The following is a 22,158-nucleotide window of genomic DNA, read 5'->3' on the forward strand; positions in this document are numbered from 1 at the left end:
AATTAGTTGAATGCTTCATCACTAGCAAAACTTACTTTGTAACCATTAGATTCAAGCTGACTCTTCAATGAACTTGCCCCCTGTGGAACTTGAACTTCCCTCGAAATTCCTGATAAATTAATTAAGATGCTTAAATTTGTTAAGGCTGAACTGGTCAAATTATCTTTAGTTGTCAATCTAACATTTTGTGTAACACTACCATTACTAAATTCAATTTTAGTTGGAGGAAATCCAGGTTCACCGCGTGACATTACGGTGTCAAATTGTGCACCATCTAAATCATCACCACTAATTTCGTATCAGGCTTTATCACTAAAGAATTTAGCATTTTTTAGTTTTCTTGGTTTATTTGATGATTTAATGTAATCATAAAAAATTAAGCCTTTTAATGATCTGATAGAAGGGGCTCTTGAGAAATCAATTCTTGTTGGATAACTATTTCCGCCTTCATTGGTATCTGGATTTAGACCAGGGCCGAACCCACCTTGAAATATCCCTTCATTATTTCTAGTGTAATAAGCCATTCTTAAACCATTGTTAATTCTTTCATATTTCTTTTGCGGATCCGATTCATCTTTTAGTAAATCAGACTCTTCAAATGCTAGGGTGTTAAATGTAATTCTTGAAGCAATTTCGGCTCCGGGTCTTGTATCTCAACTAACATTGTAATCAATAGTATTAATTCATTCAACATTACGCAATGCTCATGGGTTAATCGATCAATCATCAAGTAGAGAATTACCCAAGGTAAATAACGCTAGTTCCTTAATGTTTTTCTTTTCTAATTCGACTAATGCTGATGTATTAGTTGCTCTATGATCAAAGAAAAGTTCTAATTGCGGCAAGTTATCAGGTAAGGCTCTTAAAATATCTTTGAATTTTTGGTTAGGATCTTTTTTACCCATATTTTTTATACGATATGAAGTAATTTCAATACCTTTATTCTTTAATGATTCAATTAAATTCTTAGTTTTCTCATAACCATCATAGTTAGCAGCATCAATTTCCACAATGTAGCCTTTATTTAACTTACCTTCTTGTTGTTTTTGTCTTGTTAATTCAGTTATGGTTATACCATCATTATTTCCGACATTAAATTGTTTAAATTGTTCAGATTGGGTAACATCTTTTTTATTTCATCCTGGATATACACCATTTTGAATTTGTTCTGGGTTTCGACCAAAATATCCCTCAATGCCAAAAGCACGACGGTCACGATTATCTCTTTCACGTCTAGCTATCTCGCCGTTATAACCAGGAGCTGGTGAATAGCTATATGAGTCGATTTCTCCATTTTCATTAATATATGCATTATTAGGAGAAGCAGTATAACCTTGTTTTAAATATTCTTCTGCTCCTTTACCTAATTTTGTAAATTTTGAATAATCTAATTTTTTAATTAATCAAGCATATTTAACATTTTTACTCTTAAATTGTTTAGGTTTTAAATATTCTTTTTTTGCATCCTCTTTTAAGAAATTGACAACATTAGGGCTATCTAGAAGACGTCTGAATTTATCAATTAATTGAGTTCATACTTGACTATTTAATTCAATATATCTATCAGGGTCAAATAATTCATTTCCTCCAAGTAGTACATCATCGATAAGGCTTGGGAAATAGTTTTGTAGTCCATCTGCATTATTATTAATAAGTTTTTGAAGAGTTGCTTTTCTTAACTCATCTGTTACTTCAACACTTTTAACATTTCCAACAATTTCATTTACATAAGGATTTTTATTAGTAATTCCTGCAGCAACATCACGAGGGTCTAATGGTCTAGTTGGAGGTGGTGTTACTTCAGCTAGAACCTGAACACCATTAATTGTAATAGTAATTCTTTCACTTCTAGGTGTAGGGGCAGGTTTAGGGGCAGGGGCCGGCTTTGGCGCTGGTTTGGGAGTTGGTTTTGGTTTCGGTGGAACCGGAACAGGTTTCGGCGGAACTGGGATAGGTTTAGGTTTTGGTTTGGGTTGTGGAAGGGGGACTGGGTTTGTTTTTGGTTCGGGTTTGGGTTCAGGTTTGGGTTGTGGTTTGGGTTCAGGTTTTGGTTCGGGTTTGGGTTGTGGAGGAACTGGGATAGGTTCTGGTTCGGGTTTGGGTTGTGGAGGCACAACAACAGGAGGTTTTGGAATTTCTTTTAAATTCTTATCAGTTATAGACACATCAGCTTTAGTTACATCGGGTGTACCTTTGTGAAATATTTCAGAGTTTTCACCATAAATATTGTTAAATTCTATACCATTTTTATTCTTTTGGTTAGCAGCAAAAATAGCATTACCTATAATTGCTGAACCTAATATTGTTGATCCTAAGGTAAATAAAACGATCTTATTCTTTTTACTCTTTAAAAGCTTCATATTTTCTCCTTAAAATAATTTCAATTCATAAAAAAAATCTTATGAACCTTTAATTTAACCTACATTATACTAAAATTTATATAATAATACACAAAAATAAGCATAAGTTAACTACTATCTATTTTCTTTAAAATAACAATAGTTAGTCTAAAATAATAAAAATAGATTTTACTACTTAATTTAAGGTGTTTTTTTATCTTTAATTTCTATCATATTATATTTGCAAATAAGATAGGCTTGTTAATTTGCAAATATACTAAGAATATACAAGTATAATAAAAATGCCTAGGCAATTTTGCCCTAGACCTTTTTATTATTTTAAAATTTATTTAAATTAATCTTCGTCAACCGAAACTTTTCCGCCACGTTTCTTAATAATTTCGTCAGCTAAATTGCGAGGTAATTTTTCATAATGATCAAATCACATTTGATATGTACCACGTCCAGTTGTCATTGATCTTAATTGAGTTGCATATCCAAACATTTCGTTTAATGGAATGTATGCTTTAATAACATGCGCTCCATCGTTTCGAGTTTCGTTATCTCTAACTTGACCTCTTCTACGAGAGATATCTCCCATAACATCACCAAAGAAATCTTCTGGCACAACAACAGCAACATCCATAATTGGTTCTAATAAAACAGTCCCCAATTGTTCACGGCCCTTGGTCAATGATTTTGAAGCAGCAATTTTATAAGCAAGTTCTGATGAATCGACTTCATGGTAGGAACCATCAAATAGAGTTGCTTTAATATCAATCATTGGATAACCGGCAAGAATACCAATTTCCATTTTTTCTCTAAGACCTTTTTCGATCGATTTAATGTACTCTTTAGGGATTTTACCACCGACAATTTTATCAATAAATTCAAATCCACCATCAGGGTTTGGTTCGTATTTAATTCACACGTGTCCGTATTGTCCCTTACCACCAGATTGCTTCTTATGAATACCTTCAACTTCTGCTGACTTAGTAATTGTTTCACGATATGATACTTGTGGAGCCCCAACACTTACTTCAACCTTAAACTCACGTTTTAGTCTATCAACAATAATGTCTAAATGAAGTTCACCCATACCAGCAATAATAGTTTGCCCAGTTTCTTCATCTGTATAGTATTTAAATGTAGGATCTTCTGCTCCTAAACGTTGTAGAGCTAATGAAAGCTTCTCAGAAGCATCTTTTGTTTTAGGTTCAATTGCTTGTGAAATAACTGGCTCAGGAAAATTCATATTTTCCAAAACGATTTCTTTATGTTTTTCATCGATAAGTGTGTCACCAGTTGTTGTGTATTTTAAACCAACAGCAGCACCAATATCACCAGTTCTAACCTCGTCAATATCAGTTCTTGAATTAGCATGCATTAATAAAATTCTACTGAATCTTTCTTTTTCACCTTTTGTTGAATTTATTACATATGAGCCTTTTGAGATAACCCCACTATATACTCTAAAGAAGGTTAAATTACCAACAAATGGGTCATTCATAACTTTAAATGCTAATGCTGAGAAAAATTCATCATCAGAAGCAGGAATTGAAATTTCTTGTTCACCTTTGTATGCCTTCATTGCAGTAATATCCAATGGTGAAGGTAAATATTCAACAATAGCATCAAGCATTAACTTAACACCTTTATTCTTAAACGAAGTTCCGCAAACAACTGGGAAATATGTTGAAGTTAAAGTAGCCTTTCTAATAGCTTTTTTCATTAATTCAGCTGAAACTTCTTGTTCCGTTAGGATTAATTCAGTAATTTCTTCATCAAAATCTGCTAGTGATTCGGCAAGAGAAGCACGCATTAAATTTGCTTCGTCCTTTAGATAATCAGGAATTTCGATTTCCTTCATATTTTCGTCGACACCACCATCAAATTCATAGGCTTTCATGGTTACTAAATCAATAATTCCATTAAATTGTGATTCTTCACCAATATTAAGTTGGATAGCATGTGCATTAGCACCTAATAGCTTTCTTAGCGACTCAACAGATGCTTTGAAATTAGCACCCATTTTATCCATTTTGTTAACATAAACAATTCTTGGAACTTTATAGTTGGTTGCTTGTCTCCAAACAGTTTCTGTTTGAGGTTCAACACCTGATTGAGCATCTAGAACAGCGACAGCACCATCTAAAACACGCAACGAACGCTCAACTTCAATAGTAAAATCAACGTGTCCAGGTGTGTCAATAATGTTTAATCTTTTATTCTTTCAATATGCAGTTGTAGCTGCGGAAGTAATAGTAATACCACGTTCTTGTTCTTGAACCATTCAATCCATTTGTGAAGCACCTTCATGTGTTTCGCCGATTTTATGAATTTTTCCTGTGTGGTATAAAACTCTTTCTGTAGTTGTAGTTTTACCTGCATCAATATGAGCCATAATTCCGATGTTACGATAATCTTCTAATTTATATTCTCTTGACATACTTTGTTCCTAATAAAATAAATAATTTAAATAAAAATAGGTAATTATCATCTAAAGTGAGCAAATGCCTTGTTTGATTCAGCCATCTTGTGGGTATCGTCACGCTTTTTGATAGCTCCACCCATTTTATTTGCTGCATCAATGATTTCATGTGCTAACTTTTCTTCCATTGTTTTGTCATTTCTTAATCTGGCATATTGAATAATTCATCTTAGTGCTAATGTTTGTTTTCTTTTGGCACTAACTTCACATGGAACTTGGTAATTAGAACCACCAACTCTTCTTGAACGAACTTCAAGTTGTGGACTTACATTTTCTAGTGCAGAATTGAATACTTCCATTGGTTCTTTACCAGTTTTGTTTTTAATAATTTCAAAGGCACTGTATAAAATATTCTCGGCAACAGATTTTTTACCATCTAGCATAATTGTGTTAATTAATTTGGTAATAATTTTTGAGTTAAAAACTGGATCTGCTAAGACATCTCTCACAGGTGCTTTATGCTTTCTTGACATATTCTTTCCTTTCTATTTAACTTTCTAATTAATTACTTTTTGGTTTTTTTGTTCCATATAGAGAACGACCTTGTTTTCTATTGTTTACCCCAGCGGCATCCTGAGTACCACGGATGATAGTATATCTAACCCCAGGTAAATCTTTAACTTTACCTCCACGGATTAATACAACTGAGTGTTCTTGTAAATTGTGCCCTTCACCAGGAATATAAGCAGTAACTTCTTGTCCATTAGATAATCTAACACGGGCGTATTTACGAATAGCTGAGTTAGGTTTCTTAGGAGTCATTGTAGCAACCCGAGTACATACACCACGTTTAAATGGGGCTGGAATTGCTTTTTCTTTTTTTTGTAAAGAGTTGTACATCTTTAATAAAGCAGGGGCTTTAGATTTAGTTGTCTTATCTTTACGGCCTTGTTTAACTAATTGCGCAACTGTAGGCATTTTTTTCCTTTCTTAACATTGTTTTACATATTTTCAGATATTTTTAACTCTTATTTTAAAAATACTAAATTATTATACAACAACTAAACCAGTGTTTTTACTTTTTTATGTTTTTTATTAATAAAAAAGCAGCCAGATATAATTAGGCTACTAAAATTTCTTGGTAATAATATCAATTTGCTCTTTTTCTTTCTTTATTTGTTGTTCAAATGCCTTAAGTTTGCTTATTTCCTTGGTGATTTGACTAATATTTCAATCATATCTAAATACATGATCTTGCAAATATTTCTTAATTTTTAAAATCAAGGGCGTGTATTTAACATTAATCAAATTATCTAGTGTTCATTGTGAAAAATTACTTAGTTCTTCAAAAAATTCAGAAACAAGGCGAGTATTATTATTGTACATATCCACAAATTTCTGTACTAAGTTTTTAAATTTTTGTTTAGCTTTATTTATAAAAACATCAATATTATTTTCATGAGTTATCTTTTCTTCTTTTAGAGACCTTAGAAGATTGCTAATTTCATCCTTTAATTTAATAACTTCTTCATTCTTAGAACTTCCAAATAACGCATCAACATTTGCTAATAAATTTATAATATCATTCTTAAGTGAGTTAATTACATTATATTTTAACTTTTCGAGATTTTGACTACATGAAGCAACAAGGGGTGCAATAGTAATAACTGGCAAAAAACCTAGTACTAATTTTATTTTTTTAGCCATAGCAAAAGCAAATTATTTAGTTGCTAAAAATTTTGAAATTAAAAATTGTTTATATTCATGCATAAAATCAATAAGTTCTTTTTCATAAATAATATTTGAATCTTCATAATAATATGAAACATTCGAATGTGGATTAAAGAATAAATCTTCAACTTCATTATCACGATAAAATAATCATGAATTTTTAGTGGCGCTTTGATATAAAGGATCATTAGCACGAGCCGTGTATACATATTCCTCATATTTTTTATTAAATTCAGCTTTTGACATTGCTGCTAATTCCTTAGTTTCGTTAAGAATTTTAGCCTTTTTGTCCATTTTATCCATCCAAATAATTTCCTGTTCAATCTTAGATAAATCTTGATTGTGAATTGGTGTAGCAAATTCCGCAATATCAGAAATTTTTTGAGCATTACTTTTAATTTCGTTTTGGACTTCTGCAAAATACTCTACTTTAAATAATTGATTTAAAAATAAGTTATATTGTTTCTCGAATTTTATTTGATCAATATTATTATAAAATTTCATTCATCTTAATAACACATTAGATAATAAAAGATTAGAAGATTTTAACTTATCAAACTCTATATTAATTTTTTCAGGATATTTGGCTAATTCTTGTTTTTTTAGTTCCTTAAGAGAAATAATTTCATTATACACTGCCTCATTCTTATGTTTATATTGAGGATAGTTAAAACTTATGTAATAAATCACAACAAATGCGATACCAAACGAAATCAAAAGAACAATAGCAAAAGGAATAAATGTTATAAATAAAGGAATATATGAGGTAATGGTGTCTTTATATTCTAGATACTTCATTTCTGTAACCAGACCTGAATTAAATTTCTGGGTTGCAGTTCCCATATATGAATATACTTTTGACAATGATACAGATGAAAAAATAATTTGGATAGCTAGAATAACTAAAATTGTAACTATATTATAAAACGCGGTACTTTTTATATTTAACCCTTGTATATATTTTTTAAATAAAAACCCATCTAGTACTGCTTTTGTTTTATTAATGCTACGCTTAAAATTAATAAAAAACTTAATTATTAAATATAAATTAACTATTGCCAAAAGTGTCAATATTAAACCATAAATTAGAAAAGGATTAGAACCGACACTTTCAGAATTATTGGGAACCTTTGAATTCTGTCCTTGTAAAAACAGCTGACTCATTTTACCTCCTAAAAATTAATCATAATCATTATTATTCTCAATATCTTTTATTTCTTTGGCATTATCAGATTCTATTTCTTTATTATTTTCATTGTTACTCATATTAGCTTTTTCGTTATGACTATTATTATTTTCAAATATGGCACTGATTTTTTCAATTAATTGCTTACGCTTTAATTCGCTAGCACCAAATATATTTAATTTTTGCGCCATAATTATTAGTTTTTCATCACTTAATGTTTCTAATTGTGAGCTATATGATTTATTATTTTTTTTCTCAATAATCTCATCATTGTTTTTTTGTTCATTATTATCAAATATAGAAGGCTGTGTAGAATAAGTTTGTTGGTTAGTTTGTGAAAACTTTTGCCCAAAAATTTCATTTATTCTACCTTGTTCATTGTTGATTCTTACAATTCTAAATAATTTTACAATTCTTGAAAACGGCCAATATATTGTGAAATATCCTATTAAAAATATGATTGTAACAATAAGATTTAAAATTTGGTTTATATCCCATGGTTTAATTCTAAAAATACCACCGGCTGAGAAAAATAAATTAATAAATATAATCATAACAGTCATGCTATATAAAGTCAGTAACCAAGGCGAATATTTTGTGAAATCTTTTTCTTTTAGTGAAAGTGTTAAAGAAACAATGTGTCAAATCAATACAGCTCCAGAGAATAATGCCACAACGATAGAAAATGCAAATTTTCTTATAAACAAATCTTCAACTGAAGCATTAATGGTAGATATCTCATAACTAGGATTTGCATTTGAAAATGCTTCTTTATAATTCAATAAATAGACTTGTTTTCTAACTGCATACTCAATAAATATGGCCATTAATGATAAAAACATCACAACTAAAAATGCTGTAAATAATATTGATTTTACTAAAATTGCCTTTTTGTTGTGTTTGTAAAGTTCATCAATTGAGTTGTATTTATTTATATCAATATTTTTCATAAACACCTCCTTTTTGGTTTTAATGAGTTTACTTAATTTTAAAATATATTAGAATTATAACTAAATTTTATCTACCTTGCTCGATTTCTCTTTGCATTAGTTCGGGAATAGGGGCCTCAAGATGTATGTTTCTTCCCTTATTATCAATAAAATCTAGTTGTGCAGCGTGAAGCCTTTGATTAAAAGAATCAATTTTTTTATTATAAACAGGGTCACCATAAACTGGATGCTTAATATATCCTAAATGCACTCTTATTTGATGAGTTCGTCCTGTCTTTAAATTACATTTTACTAATGTTTTATCTTTATTATCAATTTTCAAATATTCAAGACATTCAATCATTGTATATGCATTTTTCGAGTTTTGATCGCTAACAGCAAATTTTTGACGATTTTTTATATCTCTTCCAATGGGCAAATTAATATGCATTTTTTTGTTAGCTATTCTTCCATCAACTATAGCAATATATGTCCTGTTAATCTTATGTTCTTTAAGCAAGGAAGCAAAATAATTGTGGGTTGAATTATTTTTAGCAATAATCAATAGCCCGCTAGTATCTTTATCTATCCTATGAACTATGCCAAGTCTTAAAAGCCCATTAACATTACTTAAATTATTTTTAAAGTGGTACATTAAGCCGTTGACCAAAGTATTATTCCTGTGGCCGGGGGCCGGATGAACTACTAAACCCGAAGGTTTATTTATAACCAAATAATCTTCATTTTCATATACAATGTCAAGGCTGATTTCTTGTTCCTCAATCTTTATTTGTTTATCGATGACTCTAACAATTTCTATTTCATCATTGTTTTTGATAACAAATTTATTTTTATTAATTTTAATTCCATTAACAAAAACAGCCCCCTCTTTAATTAATTCTTGAATATCATTTCTAGTTATTGAAGAATTATTTGCTATATATTTATCAATTCTTTCAGAATAGTTTGCAACAAGTTTCAACATAATTTTTAAATTATAACAAATGTTATAATAATAGCATGAAGTTTTTGGAAATCAAAAAATCAAAATTTATCCCCATTTTATTTAATATCAATTCAAAAGAAGATGTAAGAAAAAATATTGAATCTCTTTGAAAAGAACATAAAAAAGCAAAGCACATCGTTTATGCTTATATTATAAAAGACAATGATGTTATTATCAATGGATATACTGATGACCATGAACCAAAAGGTGTGGCTGGGATTCCTCTTTATAGCTATTTAAATAGTAAAAATTTAAAAAATAAATTATTAGTTGTTATTCGTTATTTCGGTGGTATTGAATTGGGAAGAAGTAATTTATTAAGAGCTTACTTGCAAGCAGCCAAACTACTTTTTAATGAGTAAATAAGATTCAAATTCAAATATAAGTCTCGCTTTTTTAGAATTAATGTTTTAAATATTTTTAATATTTAAAAGCTCTATCATTACACTAGATTGAAATTTAGCAAAAATAATGGAGTAAAAATTTAAGGAATTTATTTTTAGATTTAGTTGAAACTACATGTCTTTTTAAAATTAACATCAATCATATCCTTGTATAATAACTAGTTTTATTAGTGTTTTTTTATAGTTATCATACTATCAATGGTTATAACCTATTCTAACTTAAAGGTATTAAACAAAACATATCAATGTAACATGAAAGAAAGTAAAAAGCAATTATAAAAACTAAGAAAAACCCAAATATACTTTTTCTAATTCTTTCGAACCTTTTAAGGCAATCCTTTGAATTAAAATTATTTAATAAATTAAAACAAAACTCCAACTTGGGATCCTAAAAAAATAACTAACGAGCTAGTATAGAAAAACCCAAAATTGCAAATCCAAGAAATAATGAGAAATATAAAAATCCCCCCCTTTTAAAGATTTAATAATATAAAATTTTTCTTAATTTTGAATTCTAATTTGTTTTGTATTCTTAGATTTTAATTTTATTTTGTGTTAAAAAACTTAGAACTCAACTAAACTAACAATAGTTTCAAAAAATGCTATTTTTCACCCAATGTTCAAAAATTATGAATTATTTATAAATAAAAAGTAATAATTTTATATAATTTTTTATTTATTTATATTTAGCAATTATTAAAAAACTATAAACACTAATTTGCCTATTTTTTTCTTGAAATAAAACTTTTTTTGTTCTATTAATCTGGCATATTTATTAATATAATAATAAGATATATTTTATACCTAAAATAGCAAAATAATAAATTGATTTATAGTAAATTTTTTCATTAAAAGGAGTAATATGAAGTTTAAGTTAAGCCCATTGTTAAGTGCAGTTATGATAGCTGCAACACCATTAGTAATTAGTGCTCAAAACAATATGGCCAACAATATCGATAAAGAGGAAAAAAATTCTAGCAATAATGTTAGCGTTTATGCAACTGAGGCAATATCAATACCCACAAATGATGACTATAATGATGTTGAAAGTTATAACATTTACTGAAAGACTGAAGCTTTTAAAACTCATTACAAAATGTTATTTGCATATAGAGTACTAAAAAAATTAATTAATTTTCAAGGTGAGAAATTAGAGATACTTCCATATAAAGAAAAATTAATGGAATTTAAGATTTTTCCTGATGGTGTTTTTGATAATTTTAACAATGAATACTTTTTTTATGACCATAATCTTTTACATTGGGCAACCTTTATTAAATTATGATCAGATGTTAATTTTGACTATAATGTTTTCTTACTTAATGAATACAAAAAATTAAACATTGATAGTGTTTATAAGGTTGCAGATGATTTAAGATCAAATGTAACTTCTGGAAAATTTTCATCAAAAATTAGTGATATTTATATAGTCCAAACTATTATTGCTCATTTTGAAGCCATTAATTTATTGATTAAACACAAAGAAAATTCAAATATTAAAAATTTGATAAAAGATCTATTTAAGGTACAAAGTGGCATTAATTCTGCAGATCCTGCTTATTTAAATACCTTAAAAGATTCACTGCCAATTCTCAAAAAAATTAAAAAAGAAGCGAATGATAGTATTATTGAAGAAATCATAAAAGAAGTTGAATCAGAATTTTCACATGATAAGTTAATGTATGATGCATTAATTTCGGCACAAAAATCATACGGTTCTATCGAATACGATGAAAAAATTAAACCATTAGTTAAACTAGTTTCGAATTCTAGCACAATGGAATTTTTGGAAAATCTTAAAAATTCCGCTAACAATATTTATCTTAGTGAAAAACAAAAAGTCGATATGGCATTTAATGATTTAAGAAACAAAGACCCTAATATTAAAGAAAAAATTAATAAAGCACGTAATGTAGGAATTTTAAGAGAACTTTATGCTGATATTATGGCTAAAAAAATACAGGAATATCAAAACGATGTAATGATATTAATCGAAAAAACAAAGGGTTCTAGCATGTATGATGATTTTATGAGAACATTTAGTACCATAAAAGAAAAAAATGAGCAACAAATTGAACAAAGAAAAGTTGCAATAGAAGCTTTTGATAAAAAATGAAAAGATTTTGGCCGTAACCATACTAAAATTAATATTGATATTAAAAAAGAAAAAGATGAACTTAATACTAAATTATCAAGTCAAATAGAAAACCAAAGGATTACTATTGAACAATTTAATGCCCTTAATGATGAATCAACTAATTTGTTTTCTGATGAAAACAACAAAACAAAATTGCTTATAAATAGCATCAACTCAGTAGACCAAAGAACTAAAAAACTTGAAGAATTAAAAAAAGCAAAAAACATTGAAGATCTACAAAAATTAATAGTAGAGGCACAAAAAATTAAGAATGTAGAAGATTTAACAAAAGCAAGGGAAGAAGCTACAAAGGCACTGAAAAAAATTGAAGGTTCAGTGAATTATGAAGAATATAAAAAACAACATAGTGAAGCGCAAGATGATATTACCAAACTAACTAAGTTAGCGGAAAAAATAAATGCTGAATACAAATTAAAAAGAAATGAAGTTGAAAAAAATCTAAAAAGTTTAGATGATAAAACAGGATTCGAACAAGTACTAAAAGAAGCTGATAATATTCAAAAATTAAATAAATTAAATGAAGCACTATTAAATCAAATAAAAGAACAAGATTTAAACAAATTAATAAAAAGAGCGCAAAAAGCTGTTGATCAAACTGAAGGTTCAGAAAGATTTGAAGAATTTAAAACGTTGTTCGCCAATGCAAAAAATGATGTTGTTAAACTTACTAATGTAGCAGAAAAAGCAGAAGAAATTTATAACATAGAAAAGCAAAAAATATTAGATACGTTTGACAAATTGTTAGATAAAAAGGATTATCAAACAAAAATTAATAATGCAAATAATATAAAGAATCTAAAAATTCTATTAAAAGAAATAACTCAAGAAAAAATACTTCAAGAAAATGCCCGAATAAAAAAAGAGGCGAATGATGCTATTGACAGACTAGAAGGTTCTGAATTAAAAAAACAACTAGGTAGGGAAATAAGCAACAACAAAGAAAATACTAATAAAATAAAAGATATTGCAGCTAAAGCAACACAAGAATTTAATAAGGAACTTAATTCTACAAAAGAAGAACTAAACAAGCTAACAAATTCAAATACAAAAAAAGAGTTAGAAAAATTGATAGAAAACGCCCAAAATATAAAAGAATTAAGAATTATTAAATTGAAGATTCAAAAAGCAATTACTGAGCAAGAAACAAAATCTAAAAAAGAAGGCAAATCAAAGATAAATGTAGCTGCGATTGTAGGGCCTCTTGTGGTAATACTAGCATTAGCTGGCGCAAGTGTTGGGACTTGATATGCAGTTAAACGTCATAAGATTCAAAAAAGAAAAGAAATAAACAAAAATTAGGTCAAAATAAGAAAGTCTTGAATCTCTTATGAGGTTTTAGACTTTTTTGTTGACAATTTTTAGCTAATAAAAAACAAAAAAGTGTTACCATAAATAATTTTGTGCAATTTTTTTAAAAAACTTATTTCTTTTTGATAGCTCTTTAATAAGAGTTTATTTTACAACCCAAAATCAGTTAGAAAAATGAAATAAAGTTTATTCCTAATTGGGGGCCTGTTTTTAATCAATTACAAATTATTTTTGAAAAAAATAAATAATTAAAACAACCAAACAACATAATGTTGCTTGGTTGTTTTTGTATAATAAATTTAGATTTGTGTGGTTGCTATTCTCAAATCTCTTACTAAAAATAAGCCAGAGATAAATTTACACAAAATTATCTACACTACCACATTATTTTTTTATCAATCTTATTAATGATATTAGTGACAATATACCAAATATCGCAGCTATCGCTATACCAACATAAGATATAATTCTTATATCACCAAGTTTCAAAAAGCCGTTTAGTTTAAACACTAGTTTTCCGAGCGGTGTAGTAGCATTTGATAATAATGCTTCATTACTAAATGTAATAGAAGCAATTATTGATGAAACAACAAGTATTGGGAAGCTTATTATCAAACATATTACCCAACCAATTTTATGACCCATATTTTTTCCTTTCAATCTTAAATTAATTATATATGTTTTTTTAAATGATAAACTATTTTTTGACCAGTTCATCATGCACATATTTTAAAAGTAGCATACAAACAATAAATAGTTTTTGAAGCTTTGTTTAATTTTTTGTATTGTCCACCATTAAATTAAAACAGGTTTTTTATAAAAAAAAATAAAAAAGAGACTTCGATATATTTCAAGTCAAGGCCTCTAAAAATATAGAATCTTATTTTTGTTCCATTACATCGTCCTGTATCATCATAGTTCTTTTATGCAAAACCTCGCACTTTTTCATTTTCACTTCATATGATATAACAAATGAAAATTGCACTGTATAAACAATTAATGATACAATTTGCCATACAAGAGCCCCGATTAAACCATTCAAGGCAGCTTCCTCACCTTTGATATTTTTATCTACAATACTCAAAATAAAGAAAATAATTCATCATAAGTTATTTAAAATAAAAATAAATAGCATTCAAGGACTTATTGATTTAAAGTTTCTTGTTTTTAATCCTTTTATTAATTGAGGCATAAAAGCTAAGGTTGTTCCCGCAGGCGTAATTAAACCAATAATAAGTGATGTAACTTTATCAAATACCGCAATTCTATTCCCAACAATTGGATAAAAATAGCCAGTATTAATCTTTTGAAATACTAATACTATAAATACAGCGAATATCGAAGTTGCAAATAATTCTACTAAAACTATAGCTGCCGTTGCAAATTTTTTTTGATTTTTGGTAATTGCTTTATTATAGTGATATAAAAAATACATTGTAAAAGCATATATAAAAGAACAAATTAAGTTTGCTAAAAAAATGTATCAACCGTTTTCATCACCTGTAAATACACCATAAATTAACCAAATAATAATTCCAATATAAAAAATTCAAAATGAATAATAATTTATGTTTTCAGCTTTTTTGGTTTTAACAACCCTAACTAGTTGAGGAACACCTAAAAGAATTGTCGCTATCGCTCCTAATGCTCCAAAAAACTGAATAGATATTTCTAATGCTGTCATAACTAAAAAATTATACATTAATACTAATTTATAAACATAATATTGCCTAGTTTTTAATATTTTTTTATAGCAAAAACATATTATTAAAAATTATTATAAAAACCATCTAAATTTTGCTATGTAAAATTAGAACGTTCAAAAAAAAAAAAAAAAACACCAATTTGGTGTTAAGTCATTTCTGAAATGGTGGCTCCGGCAGGAATCGAACCAGCGACACACGGAGCTTCAGTCCGTTGCTCTACCAACTGAGCTACAGAGCCATGGCGGTCCAGACGGGAATTGAACCCGCGATCTCTTCCGTGACAGGGAAGCGTATTAAACCACTTTACCACTGGACCGTGGTTGCGGAGATTGGAATCGAACCAATGACCTTTGGGTTATGAGCCCAACGAGCTGCCGCCTGCTCTACTCCGCTATATTATGGCGGGCAATGAGGGATTTGAACCCCCGCGGGCCGTGAAGCCCCTGGCAGTTTTCAAGACTGCTCCCTTCAGCCTCTTGGGTAATTGCCCATGGTGGACCCAACAGGACTCGAACCTGTAACCGACCGGTTATGAGCCGGTTGCTCTAACCATTGAGCTATGGGTCCTAAAATTTCACTATTGGGATTTACATTTGGTAGCACCGAAGAGAGTCGAACTCTTGACCTTCCGGGTATGAACCGGACGCTCTAACCAACTGAGCTACAGTGCCATAATGGTGGAGAGGAAGGGACTCGAACCCTCTACCTCCTGCGTGCAAGGCAGGCGCTCTGGCCAGGTGAGCTACCCCCCCATAAATGGTGAAGAAGACAGGATTCGAACCTGCGACCGCTTGAGCCCAAGTCAAGTGCTCTACCAAGCTGAGCTACTTCTCCACACAGAAATTTTTGCTAAATGCTTTATTATTATATATTATTTTTTATGTTAGTTATTAATTTTTTTAAAAATCTTCGTTGTTTCAAATAAACTCATAATCCTTAATTTTAATAGTATCACCATCTTTAATATCTGAATTTTTAATTAAATCAAATACACCTAATGATTTTAATTTGTAATTAAATCTTCATAAATTATCAATAGAAATAACAGGAATTTTTTCATAAACCTTATAAATATCACTGCCAACAATTTCATAAGTATCATCAGACAGTTTGATAATTTCTATTTTCTTTTTATCTAGCGAAATAACAACAACTTCTTCAGATTCTTTTAATTCATTAACAATATTAATTTTGGCTTCTTGTAGAGTTTCTCATAATACCTTTTTTATTTCTTCTATATGCGAGTCAAGCAATGATGAATTTTCTATTAATTTAATATTAGGGTACTTACTTTTAAATTTTTCTAAATGAGTTTGATATGATTCGAGATCAGATTTGTTAGCTACAACAATCTGTGGTAATTTTTCAAGTCTAAGATTATAAGATCTTAGTTCATTATTAATAATTTCATAATCCAAAATTGGGTTTTTATTTGAATCACCAAAATCAATAATGTGGCATATAACCCTACAACGCTCAATATGCTTTAAAAATTGAATCCCAAGGCCTTTGCCCTCCGAAGCTTTTTCTATCAATCCAGGCAAATCTGCCACTACAAAAGTATTTTCATAAAATTTAACTAAACCCAATTGTGGAACAAGTGTTGTAAAATCATAATCGGCTATTTTGGGTTTAGCATTAGAAATTTGAGATAAGATTGTGCTTTTCCCTGCGCTTGGTTTTCCAACAAAGCCCACATCAGCTAAAACCTTTAATGTTAGATGCAAATTAAATCTTTCACCTAATGTTCCGTTTTCACAAATTCTTGGAGCAGTATTTCTTGATGATTTAAATCTTAAATTGCCTTTACCGCCTTTACCGCCTTTAGCAATCAGATATTTTTCTTCTGTAACAATATCAGCAACTAACTTGCCATCATTATAAACCATAGTGCCCAATGGCACCTTAACAATTAAATCATCAGCACCTCTACCAAAAGCATTTTTAGGTTTCCCGTTTTCCCCATCATTAGCAACAATCTTTTTTTGGTAGTAAAATGGCAATAATGTATTTTGCCCAGGATCGCCCTGAAAATATATTGAACCTCCATTTCCTCCATCGCCGCCGTCCGGACCGCCTTTATCAACATTAGCCTCACGACGAAAACTAATGATCCCATCACCGCCTTTTCCGGCAATAACCAAAATATCAACTTCATCTATAAATTTCATGTGTTTTATTTTATCAAAAATTTAGATAAATTTAGCCATTATGAGTAATTATTAAATAGTTTAAAAGCAACCTTTTTAAAATTGACAAGGTTGCTTTTCTATTATTTAATTTACTTTATTTTGTGATTCAATGGTTTTATTTAATTGTTGCAATAATGCATCTGTTAGTGACAATTTTTTATAAAGATCTTCGATATTTTTCTTCCAATCTTCTTTTGTCTGTGAATCCGTTATTTTTTCTAGAAGCTCAGTTAGTTTTTTATGTAATTCTTCCTGCTTTGCAAGATTATTAGATCATTTTTCTTCTGCTTTAGCTCTTGCTTCTTCTGAAAATTTTTCAATTAACTTATCACCTTTTTCTTTGGAAAATTCCGTTATAAGTTCTTTTATTTTTTTAAGAAGTTCTTCATCAACATCTTTATGCATATTTTTTTCATCTTTAAGTTCTGAAAATCTAGCAATAATTTTTTGATTTATTTCATTAGCTAAATTAATCCAGAAAGAAAGTTCTGTGTTATCTTGAATTACTTGTTGTCTGGTTAGTTTATTTATTTCATCTCCACTAAGTTTAGATTGTAAATCATAAATCTTTTTATTAACATCATTTCATTTTTGTTCATAATAGGCAAGTAACTCTTCAAATTTTTTTATAATGCCATTTTTATCATTTGGTATATTATCATCTTCTTTTTTGATCTTTGATTGATCATTCTTTTCTGGTGTATCATCATGTTTATCCATAGGATCATTTGGGAGGGGTGTTTGTTCAGGTTTTTGTTCAGGTGTTTGGGGATTTTTTTCTTCTTTTTTATTGTCATGTTTTGGATTATCTTGTTGAGGATTTTTACTTGACTGATCTTCTTGCTTTCCTTCGCCGGGTTTTTGGGGATTCACTATTGGAGGAGTAGTATTATCTCCTTGATCTGGTGTCTCATGCTTATCAGGTTGTTTTTCTTTTGGCTTATTTTCAGGGTTGCCTTGATCGCCAGGTTTGCCGGGACTATGCGGATTGCTTGGTTCAGCTGGTTTTTCTGGTTTTTTAGGCCCCGGGTTAGATGGATTTGAACACGAAACCAACACAGCTCCTGTAATAACTGGTAACGAAATAGATGTCAATGCTAATAGCAATTTATTTGATTTTTTCACTTGTTCTCCTTATTGTTAAATTCCTTATTTTGATAAAAAAGAATCTTTTTTGCTTTTTATAGATATTCCATAATTTCAATTATATTATAAATGAAAAATGGTCTTATTTCTTAATAACTCTTGCAAATAAGATTTCGTTAGCCTCAGGGTACAAATTATCAAACTTGGCAAAATTAGTTATTTGTTCATAATTAATCAAATCTATCTTAATAAAACTAAATATTTTTTCCATCTTTTGAGGCATGACAACAGATAACATTAAGGCTATGCTATAAATCCCGTTAAGCAAGGTATTTAAAACGCAATTAAGTCTCTCTAAATCTTCCTTCAACAATCATGGTTTTGTTAAATCTATATATTCATTTAATTTTGAAGACAAATTAATAGCATTTTTAATTGCCTTATCAGCATGAAATTGATCAAATTCTTTTTTATATTCCTCATAATAAACACTTAATGAGTCTAATATTTTTTGATCGATTTCAAGCAAATTATTCTTATCAAAGTATGTACCGTTTGCAAAGTTTTGATTAACCATTTTGATAGTACGATTAACAAGATTACCAAAATTATTTGCCAAATCAGCATTTAGGACATTAATTAAAAGTTCTTCACTAAAAGAAAAGTCATTATCGATATTAACCTGCGAACAAAAGAAATATTTAATTTCCTCAGCTCCGTATTTGTTAATTAAGGGAATTGGTTCCACAATGTTTCCTTTTGATTTTGACATTTTACCCTCGGGAGTAATAATTCATGAATGAACAACTTCTTTTGTCGGTAGATTGATGTCAAGTGATTTTAAAAATATTGGTCAGTAAATTGAGTGAAAACGCGAAATTTCCTTCGCTAAAACGTGAACACGTTCATTACCATTACGCCAAAATTTATGATAATTATCATCGTTATTTGTTTCATATCCCAAAGCAGTTAAATAGCTGAATAATGCATCTAATCAAACATAAATAACATGTTGCTTTTCATCATTATTTTTTTGTTTAGGTACATTGATTCCCCAATCAAAGGAAACCCGAGTAATTGATAGATCTTCAATTCCTTTGGAAAGAAAATTACTCTTTAGCTCCTTGGCAATATTTTTATTAGTTAAAAAGTTAGAATTTATATCAAAAAATTCATTTATTCAAGGTTCCAACTTTTTCATATCAAAGAAATAGCTTTCTTCTTTAATTTCTTGAAGCTCATGACCTGATGTCGGGTGGTAATATCTTCCGTCTTTATAGATAGCTTGTGTTTTAGTAAAAAATTCTTCATCGCTAACTGAATAAAGACCTACATACTTATCTTTAAAAATAAATCCCTTTTCGTACATTTTTTCGAAAATTTTAATAATTGCTTGTTCATGTTGTTTACTTGTGGTACGACTGTAGAAATCATAGTTAATTTTCAATAAATCTCATAAATCAATAAATTTCCGAGATTGAATATCAACATATTCTTGAGGGGACAAATTATATTCCTCAGCTTTTTTTTGAATTTTTTGACCATGTTCATCAATACCGGTCACAAATAAAGTTTCATATCCTTGAGTTTTTTTATAATTTGCAAAAACTCATGCCAGTGTCGTTGTTAAGACATGACCAATATGTAAATTTCCGCTAGGATAATATATTGGAGTAGTTATATAAAATGTTTTTTTTGAATTATTCATGTTTTTCTCCTTTTTGTTTCATTGGGATATAAAGTTTTTGCGTTTCTAGGCGATATGAATGGTCGTTTTTATCATCATTATGAAGATAAATATTTGGTTCAAAATACGTGCCTCAACCCGAGTTAAATCGTGATTCAACTAAACAAAATTTAGGTTGAGAATTGATTCTAGTGAAAACTAGTTGCACTCTTTTTGGTTCAAAATTATATTTGCGCAATAATGATATTAAATCAATATATCTAGCAATTGGAAGCACAACACTAAAATAACCTTTTTGCTCAATTATTTTAGAAGATAAAGAAATAAGTGTTTCTAAATCTAAATTAATTTCATGTGTAGCCAGTTTTTGCGCATATGTACCAGTTTTTCTAACTTGATTATAGTTTTCATTGTAGTAGGGTGGGTTAGCAACAATTGAAGAGTATTTCTTAGCAAGATTATTCCCACATTTAAAAGCATAATCTTTTGCATATTCTTTAAAATCAGCTTCAAAAATTTTTATTTGGTCTTCCAAATTATTTAAACATACATTTTGCTTAGCCAACAAAACTGCTTTTGGTTGAATTTCAACTGCGTCAATTTTTATTTTCTTGGATCTAGCAGCCATAAAGATTGATAAGGCTCCATTATTCGTACCAACCTCGAGCATATTCGATACATTGCGATTAATTGAAACGAAATTACCTAATAAAATTGTATCAACAGAATAATTAAACATCTCCTTATCTTGATAAACAAAGAGGTCATTACCATATCCTAAGTTATTTTTAAAAACACCGATTTTTTTCATAATAACTAATTATAAATTAATATTTTTTTTGATACTACATTAAGTTAGATTAATCATTTCGTTTTAATAAAATGTTTAAAACCTCATAATTTATAAAAGCCTTATACATAATGATAAATAACAACAAACTAGTTATCAAAAAAACAAATATTTTCCTTAAGCAAATTAAAAACCAGAATGAACCTGGTTTTTAATTTGAATTTCTATTTTTTTTCACCGGGGATGCCAAATATATCAATAATCGGACCTTTACCCTTAATTCCGCCTGAGAGAAGATCATAAATATTATCTCATTTTGATGGCCCATTTAAATCTTGAACTTTCGGTTTAGAATCACTTTTTTGTTCTTGTTTAGATTGCGCTTTTGGTAAGGATTGCATTGGTTTTGCTATACCAGGTTCATCACCTTCATACCATGGTTCATTATGTTCTTTTTCATTTTTTGAAAAAATATCTAAATCACCATAAGATGCATCATCTAATGGAAAATCAAATCCATGATTGCCATCATCCTTAGTTTTGTCGTATTCTTTATATAAATTCTTGTAATAGAAGTTTTCAATTACATTCTTAATTTCTTCATTAGTTGGATCACCAAAATCAATTTCAATTTTTGGTGCTTCATTTTTTATATTATTTATAAGATTATTGTTAGTATTTATTGAATCAACTGAGTCTAGTTTAATTGCATTTTTAATTAATAGATCCTTAATTGGTTTATTTTGTTTTATCAAATCTGTAAGGACCTTTTTTGAATGATGTTTTTTTAAATCTTCATAAACAATTTTAATATTATCGCCAAACTGTTGATTTTTATCTTCATTTGGAGTTTCTGGTTTCTTTGGTTCAGCTGGTTTTTCTGGCTTGCTTGGTTCAGCTGGTTTTTTTGGTTCTTCTGGTTTAGCAGGATTTGCACATGATAGAGCTATAACTGGTGTTGCCAAAACAGGTAAAAATCCTAGAAAAAGTAATTTGCTTTTTTTCATTTTTCTCCTTATGTTTAATTGAGTTTATAAAGCATATTTTATAGTATTTTTTTTTTTTTTTTGTTTTGGCATAATTTCATGATTAATGCTCTAATTATGACCAAAATTTAGACAAAAACAAGGCATTTATGAAGGCACTTTTTACTACTTAACATTAGTCTAATTTACGTCCTTGATCTAATAAAAAAGATATTTACT

Annotated in this window: 17 protein-coding genes and 8 tRNA genes; 2 read left to right on the top strand and 23 right to left on the bottom strand. The window is 29.0% G+C overall.

The window, feature by feature from the left end; genetic code table 4:
* Positions 1 to 2: 2 nt before the first annotated feature.
* From ACWXVM_RS00130 to ACWXVM_RS00165, 8 genes are all read right to left on the bottom strand, one after another.
* Positions 3 to 2,360, bottom strand: coding sequence for a putative immunoglobulin-blocking virulence protein (locus ACWXVM_RS00130; protein WP_455993630.1), 2,358 nt, complete (start codon positions 2,358 to 2,360; stop codon positions 3 to 5).
* 334 nt (positions 2,361 to 2,694) lie between these two features.
* Positions 2,695 to 4,788, bottom strand: a complete 2,094-nt coding sequence (fusA, locus tag ACWXVM_RS00135) for an elongation factor G (RefSeq protein WP_455993632.1) — start codon at positions 4,786 to 4,788, stop codon at positions 2,695 to 2,697.
* Between the two features lie 44 nt (positions 4,789 to 4,832).
* Positions 4,833 to 5,303 (bottom strand): 30S ribosomal protein S7, encoded by a 471-nt coding sequence (rpsG, locus tag ACWXVM_RS00140; RefSeq protein WP_438340318.1) that lies wholly within the window; start codon positions 5,301 to 5,303, stop codon positions 4,833 to 4,835.
* A 28-nt stretch (positions 5,304 to 5,331) separates the two neighbouring features.
* On the bottom strand, positions 5,332 to 5,748 hold the full coding sequence (gene rpsL, locus ACWXVM_RS00145; protein WP_438340319.1) for a 30S ribosomal protein S12: 417 nt from the start codon (positions 5,746 to 5,748) through the stop codon (positions 5,332 to 5,334).
* Positions 5,749 to 5,898: 150 nt separating this feature from the next.
* Positions 5,899 to 6,477: a hypothetical protein gene (locus tag ACWXVM_RS00150; RefSeq protein WP_438340320.1), complete on the bottom strand. Its 579-nt coding sequence runs from the start codon at positions 6,475 to 6,477 to the stop codon at positions 5,899 to 5,901.
* 12 nt (positions 6,478 to 6,489) lie between these two features.
* The gene (locus ACWXVM_RS00155) at positions 6,490 to 7,665 is read right to left on the bottom strand and encodes a hypothetical protein (RefSeq protein ID WP_455993634.1); all 1,176 of its coding nucleotides are present in this window, start codon (positions 7,663 to 7,665) and stop codon (positions 6,490 to 6,492) included.
* Between the two features lie 15 nt (positions 7,666 to 7,680).
* Positions 7,681 to 8,637, bottom strand: a complete 957-nt coding sequence (locus tag ACWXVM_RS00160; RefSeq protein WP_455993636.1) for a hypothetical protein — start codon at positions 8,635 to 8,637, stop codon at positions 7,681 to 7,683.
* Between the two features lie 67 nt (positions 8,638 to 8,704).
* Entirely contained in the window at positions 8,705 to 9,601 is an 897-nt protein-coding gene (locus ACWXVM_RS00165) for an RluA family pseudouridine synthase (RefSeq protein WP_455993638.1), read from the bottom strand.
* Positions 9,602 to 9,636: 35 nt separating this feature from the next.
* On the opposite strand from ACWXVM_RS00165, the gene ACWXVM_RS00170 reads away from it, so the two are divergent.
* Positions 9,637 to 9,984 carry a YigZ family protein gene (locus tag ACWXVM_RS00170; RefSeq protein ID WP_438340324.1) on the top strand — a complete coding sequence of 116 codons (348 nt, stop codon included), beginning with the start codon at positions 9,637 to 9,639 and terminating at the stop codon, positions 9,982 to 9,984.
* A gap of 904 nt (positions 9,985 to 10,888) precedes the next feature.
* Entirely contained in the window at positions 10,889 to 13,483 is a 2,595-nt protein-coding gene (locus tag ACWXVM_RS00175; protein ID WP_455993640.1) for a hypothetical protein, read from the top strand.
* Between the two features lie 393 nt (positions 13,484 to 13,876).
* Here the strand turns inward: ACWXVM_RS00175 and ACWXVM_RS00180 are convergent, their stop codons facing one another.
* The 15 genes from ACWXVM_RS00180 to ACWXVM_RS00250 all read right to left on the bottom strand — a co-directional run bounded on the left by ACWXVM_RS00180 (position 13,877) and on the right by ACWXVM_RS00250 (position 21,960).
* On the bottom strand, positions 13,877 to 14,212 hold the full coding sequence (locus tag ACWXVM_RS00180) for a hypothetical protein (RefSeq protein WP_455993642.1): 336 nt from the start codon (positions 14,210 to 14,212) through the stop codon (positions 13,877 to 13,879).
* Between the two features lie 160 nt (positions 14,213 to 14,372).
* Positions 14,373 to 15,176 carry a SemiSWEET family transporter gene (locus tag ACWXVM_RS00185; protein WP_455993644.1) on the bottom strand — a complete coding sequence of 268 codons (804 nt, stop codon included), beginning with the start codon at positions 15,174 to 15,176 and terminating at the stop codon, positions 14,373 to 14,375.
* A 184-nt stretch (positions 15,177 to 15,360) separates the two neighbouring features.
* Positions 15,361 to 15,436, bottom strand: a tRNA-Phe gene (locus ACWXVM_RS00190).
* Position 15,437: 1 nt separating this feature from the next.
* Positions 15,438 to 15,514 (bottom strand) — tRNA-Asp (locus tag ACWXVM_RS00195).
* Between the two features lies 1 nt (position 15,515).
* A tRNA-Met gene (locus ACWXVM_RS00200) sits at positions 15,516 to 15,591 on the bottom strand.
* Positions 15,592 to 15,597: 6 nt separating this feature from the next.
* Positions 15,598 to 15,688, bottom strand: a tRNA-Ser gene (locus ACWXVM_RS00205).
* A 1-nt stretch (position 15,689) separates the two neighbouring features.
* Positions 15,690 to 15,765 (bottom strand) — tRNA-Ile (locus ACWXVM_RS00210).
* A gap of 27 nt (positions 15,766 to 15,792) precedes the next feature.
* Positions 15,793 to 15,869 (bottom strand) — tRNA-Met (locus ACWXVM_RS00215).
* Between the two features lie 4 nt (positions 15,870 to 15,873).
* Positions 15,874 to 15,950 (bottom strand) — tRNA-Ala (locus ACWXVM_RS00220).
* 5 nt (positions 15,951 to 15,955) lie between these two features.
* Positions 15,956 to 16,032: transfer RNA gene (locus ACWXVM_RS00225), tRNA-Pro, on the bottom strand.
* A gap of 65 nt (positions 16,033 to 16,097) precedes the next feature.
* Positions 16,098 to 17,369: a GTPase ObgE gene (gene obgE, locus ACWXVM_RS00230; RefSeq protein WP_444704788.1), complete on the bottom strand. Its 1,272-nt coding sequence runs from the start codon at positions 17,367 to 17,369 to the stop codon at positions 16,098 to 16,100.
* A 105-nt stretch (positions 17,370 to 17,474) separates the two neighbouring features.
* Positions 17,475 to 18,515: a hypothetical protein gene (locus ACWXVM_RS00235; RefSeq protein WP_455993646.1), complete on the bottom strand. Its 1,041-nt coding sequence runs from the start codon at positions 18,513 to 18,515 to the stop codon at positions 17,475 to 17,477.
* A gap of 103 nt (positions 18,516 to 18,618) precedes the next feature.
* Entirely contained in the window at positions 18,619 to 20,184 is a 1,566-nt protein-coding gene (metG, locus tag ACWXVM_RS00240) for a methionine--tRNA ligase (RefSeq protein ID WP_455993648.1), read from the bottom strand.
* Positions 20,177 to 20,974, bottom strand: coding sequence for a tRNA1(Val) (adenine(37)-N6)-methyltransferase (locus ACWXVM_RS00245; protein ID WP_444704791.1), 798 nt, complete (start codon positions 20,972 to 20,974; stop codon positions 20,177 to 20,179). The genes metG and ACWXVM_RS00245 overlap by 8 nt, the downstream gene beginning before the upstream one ends.
* Before the next feature lie 203 nt (positions 20,975 to 21,177).
* Positions 21,178 to 21,960, bottom strand: coding sequence for a hypothetical protein (locus ACWXVM_RS00250; RefSeq protein WP_455993650.1), 783 nt, complete (start codon positions 21,958 to 21,960; stop codon positions 21,178 to 21,180).
* Positions 21,961 to 22,158: the final 198 nt, after the last annotated feature.

Source organism: Mycoplasma sp. 2261 (genome assembly GCF_053851575.1).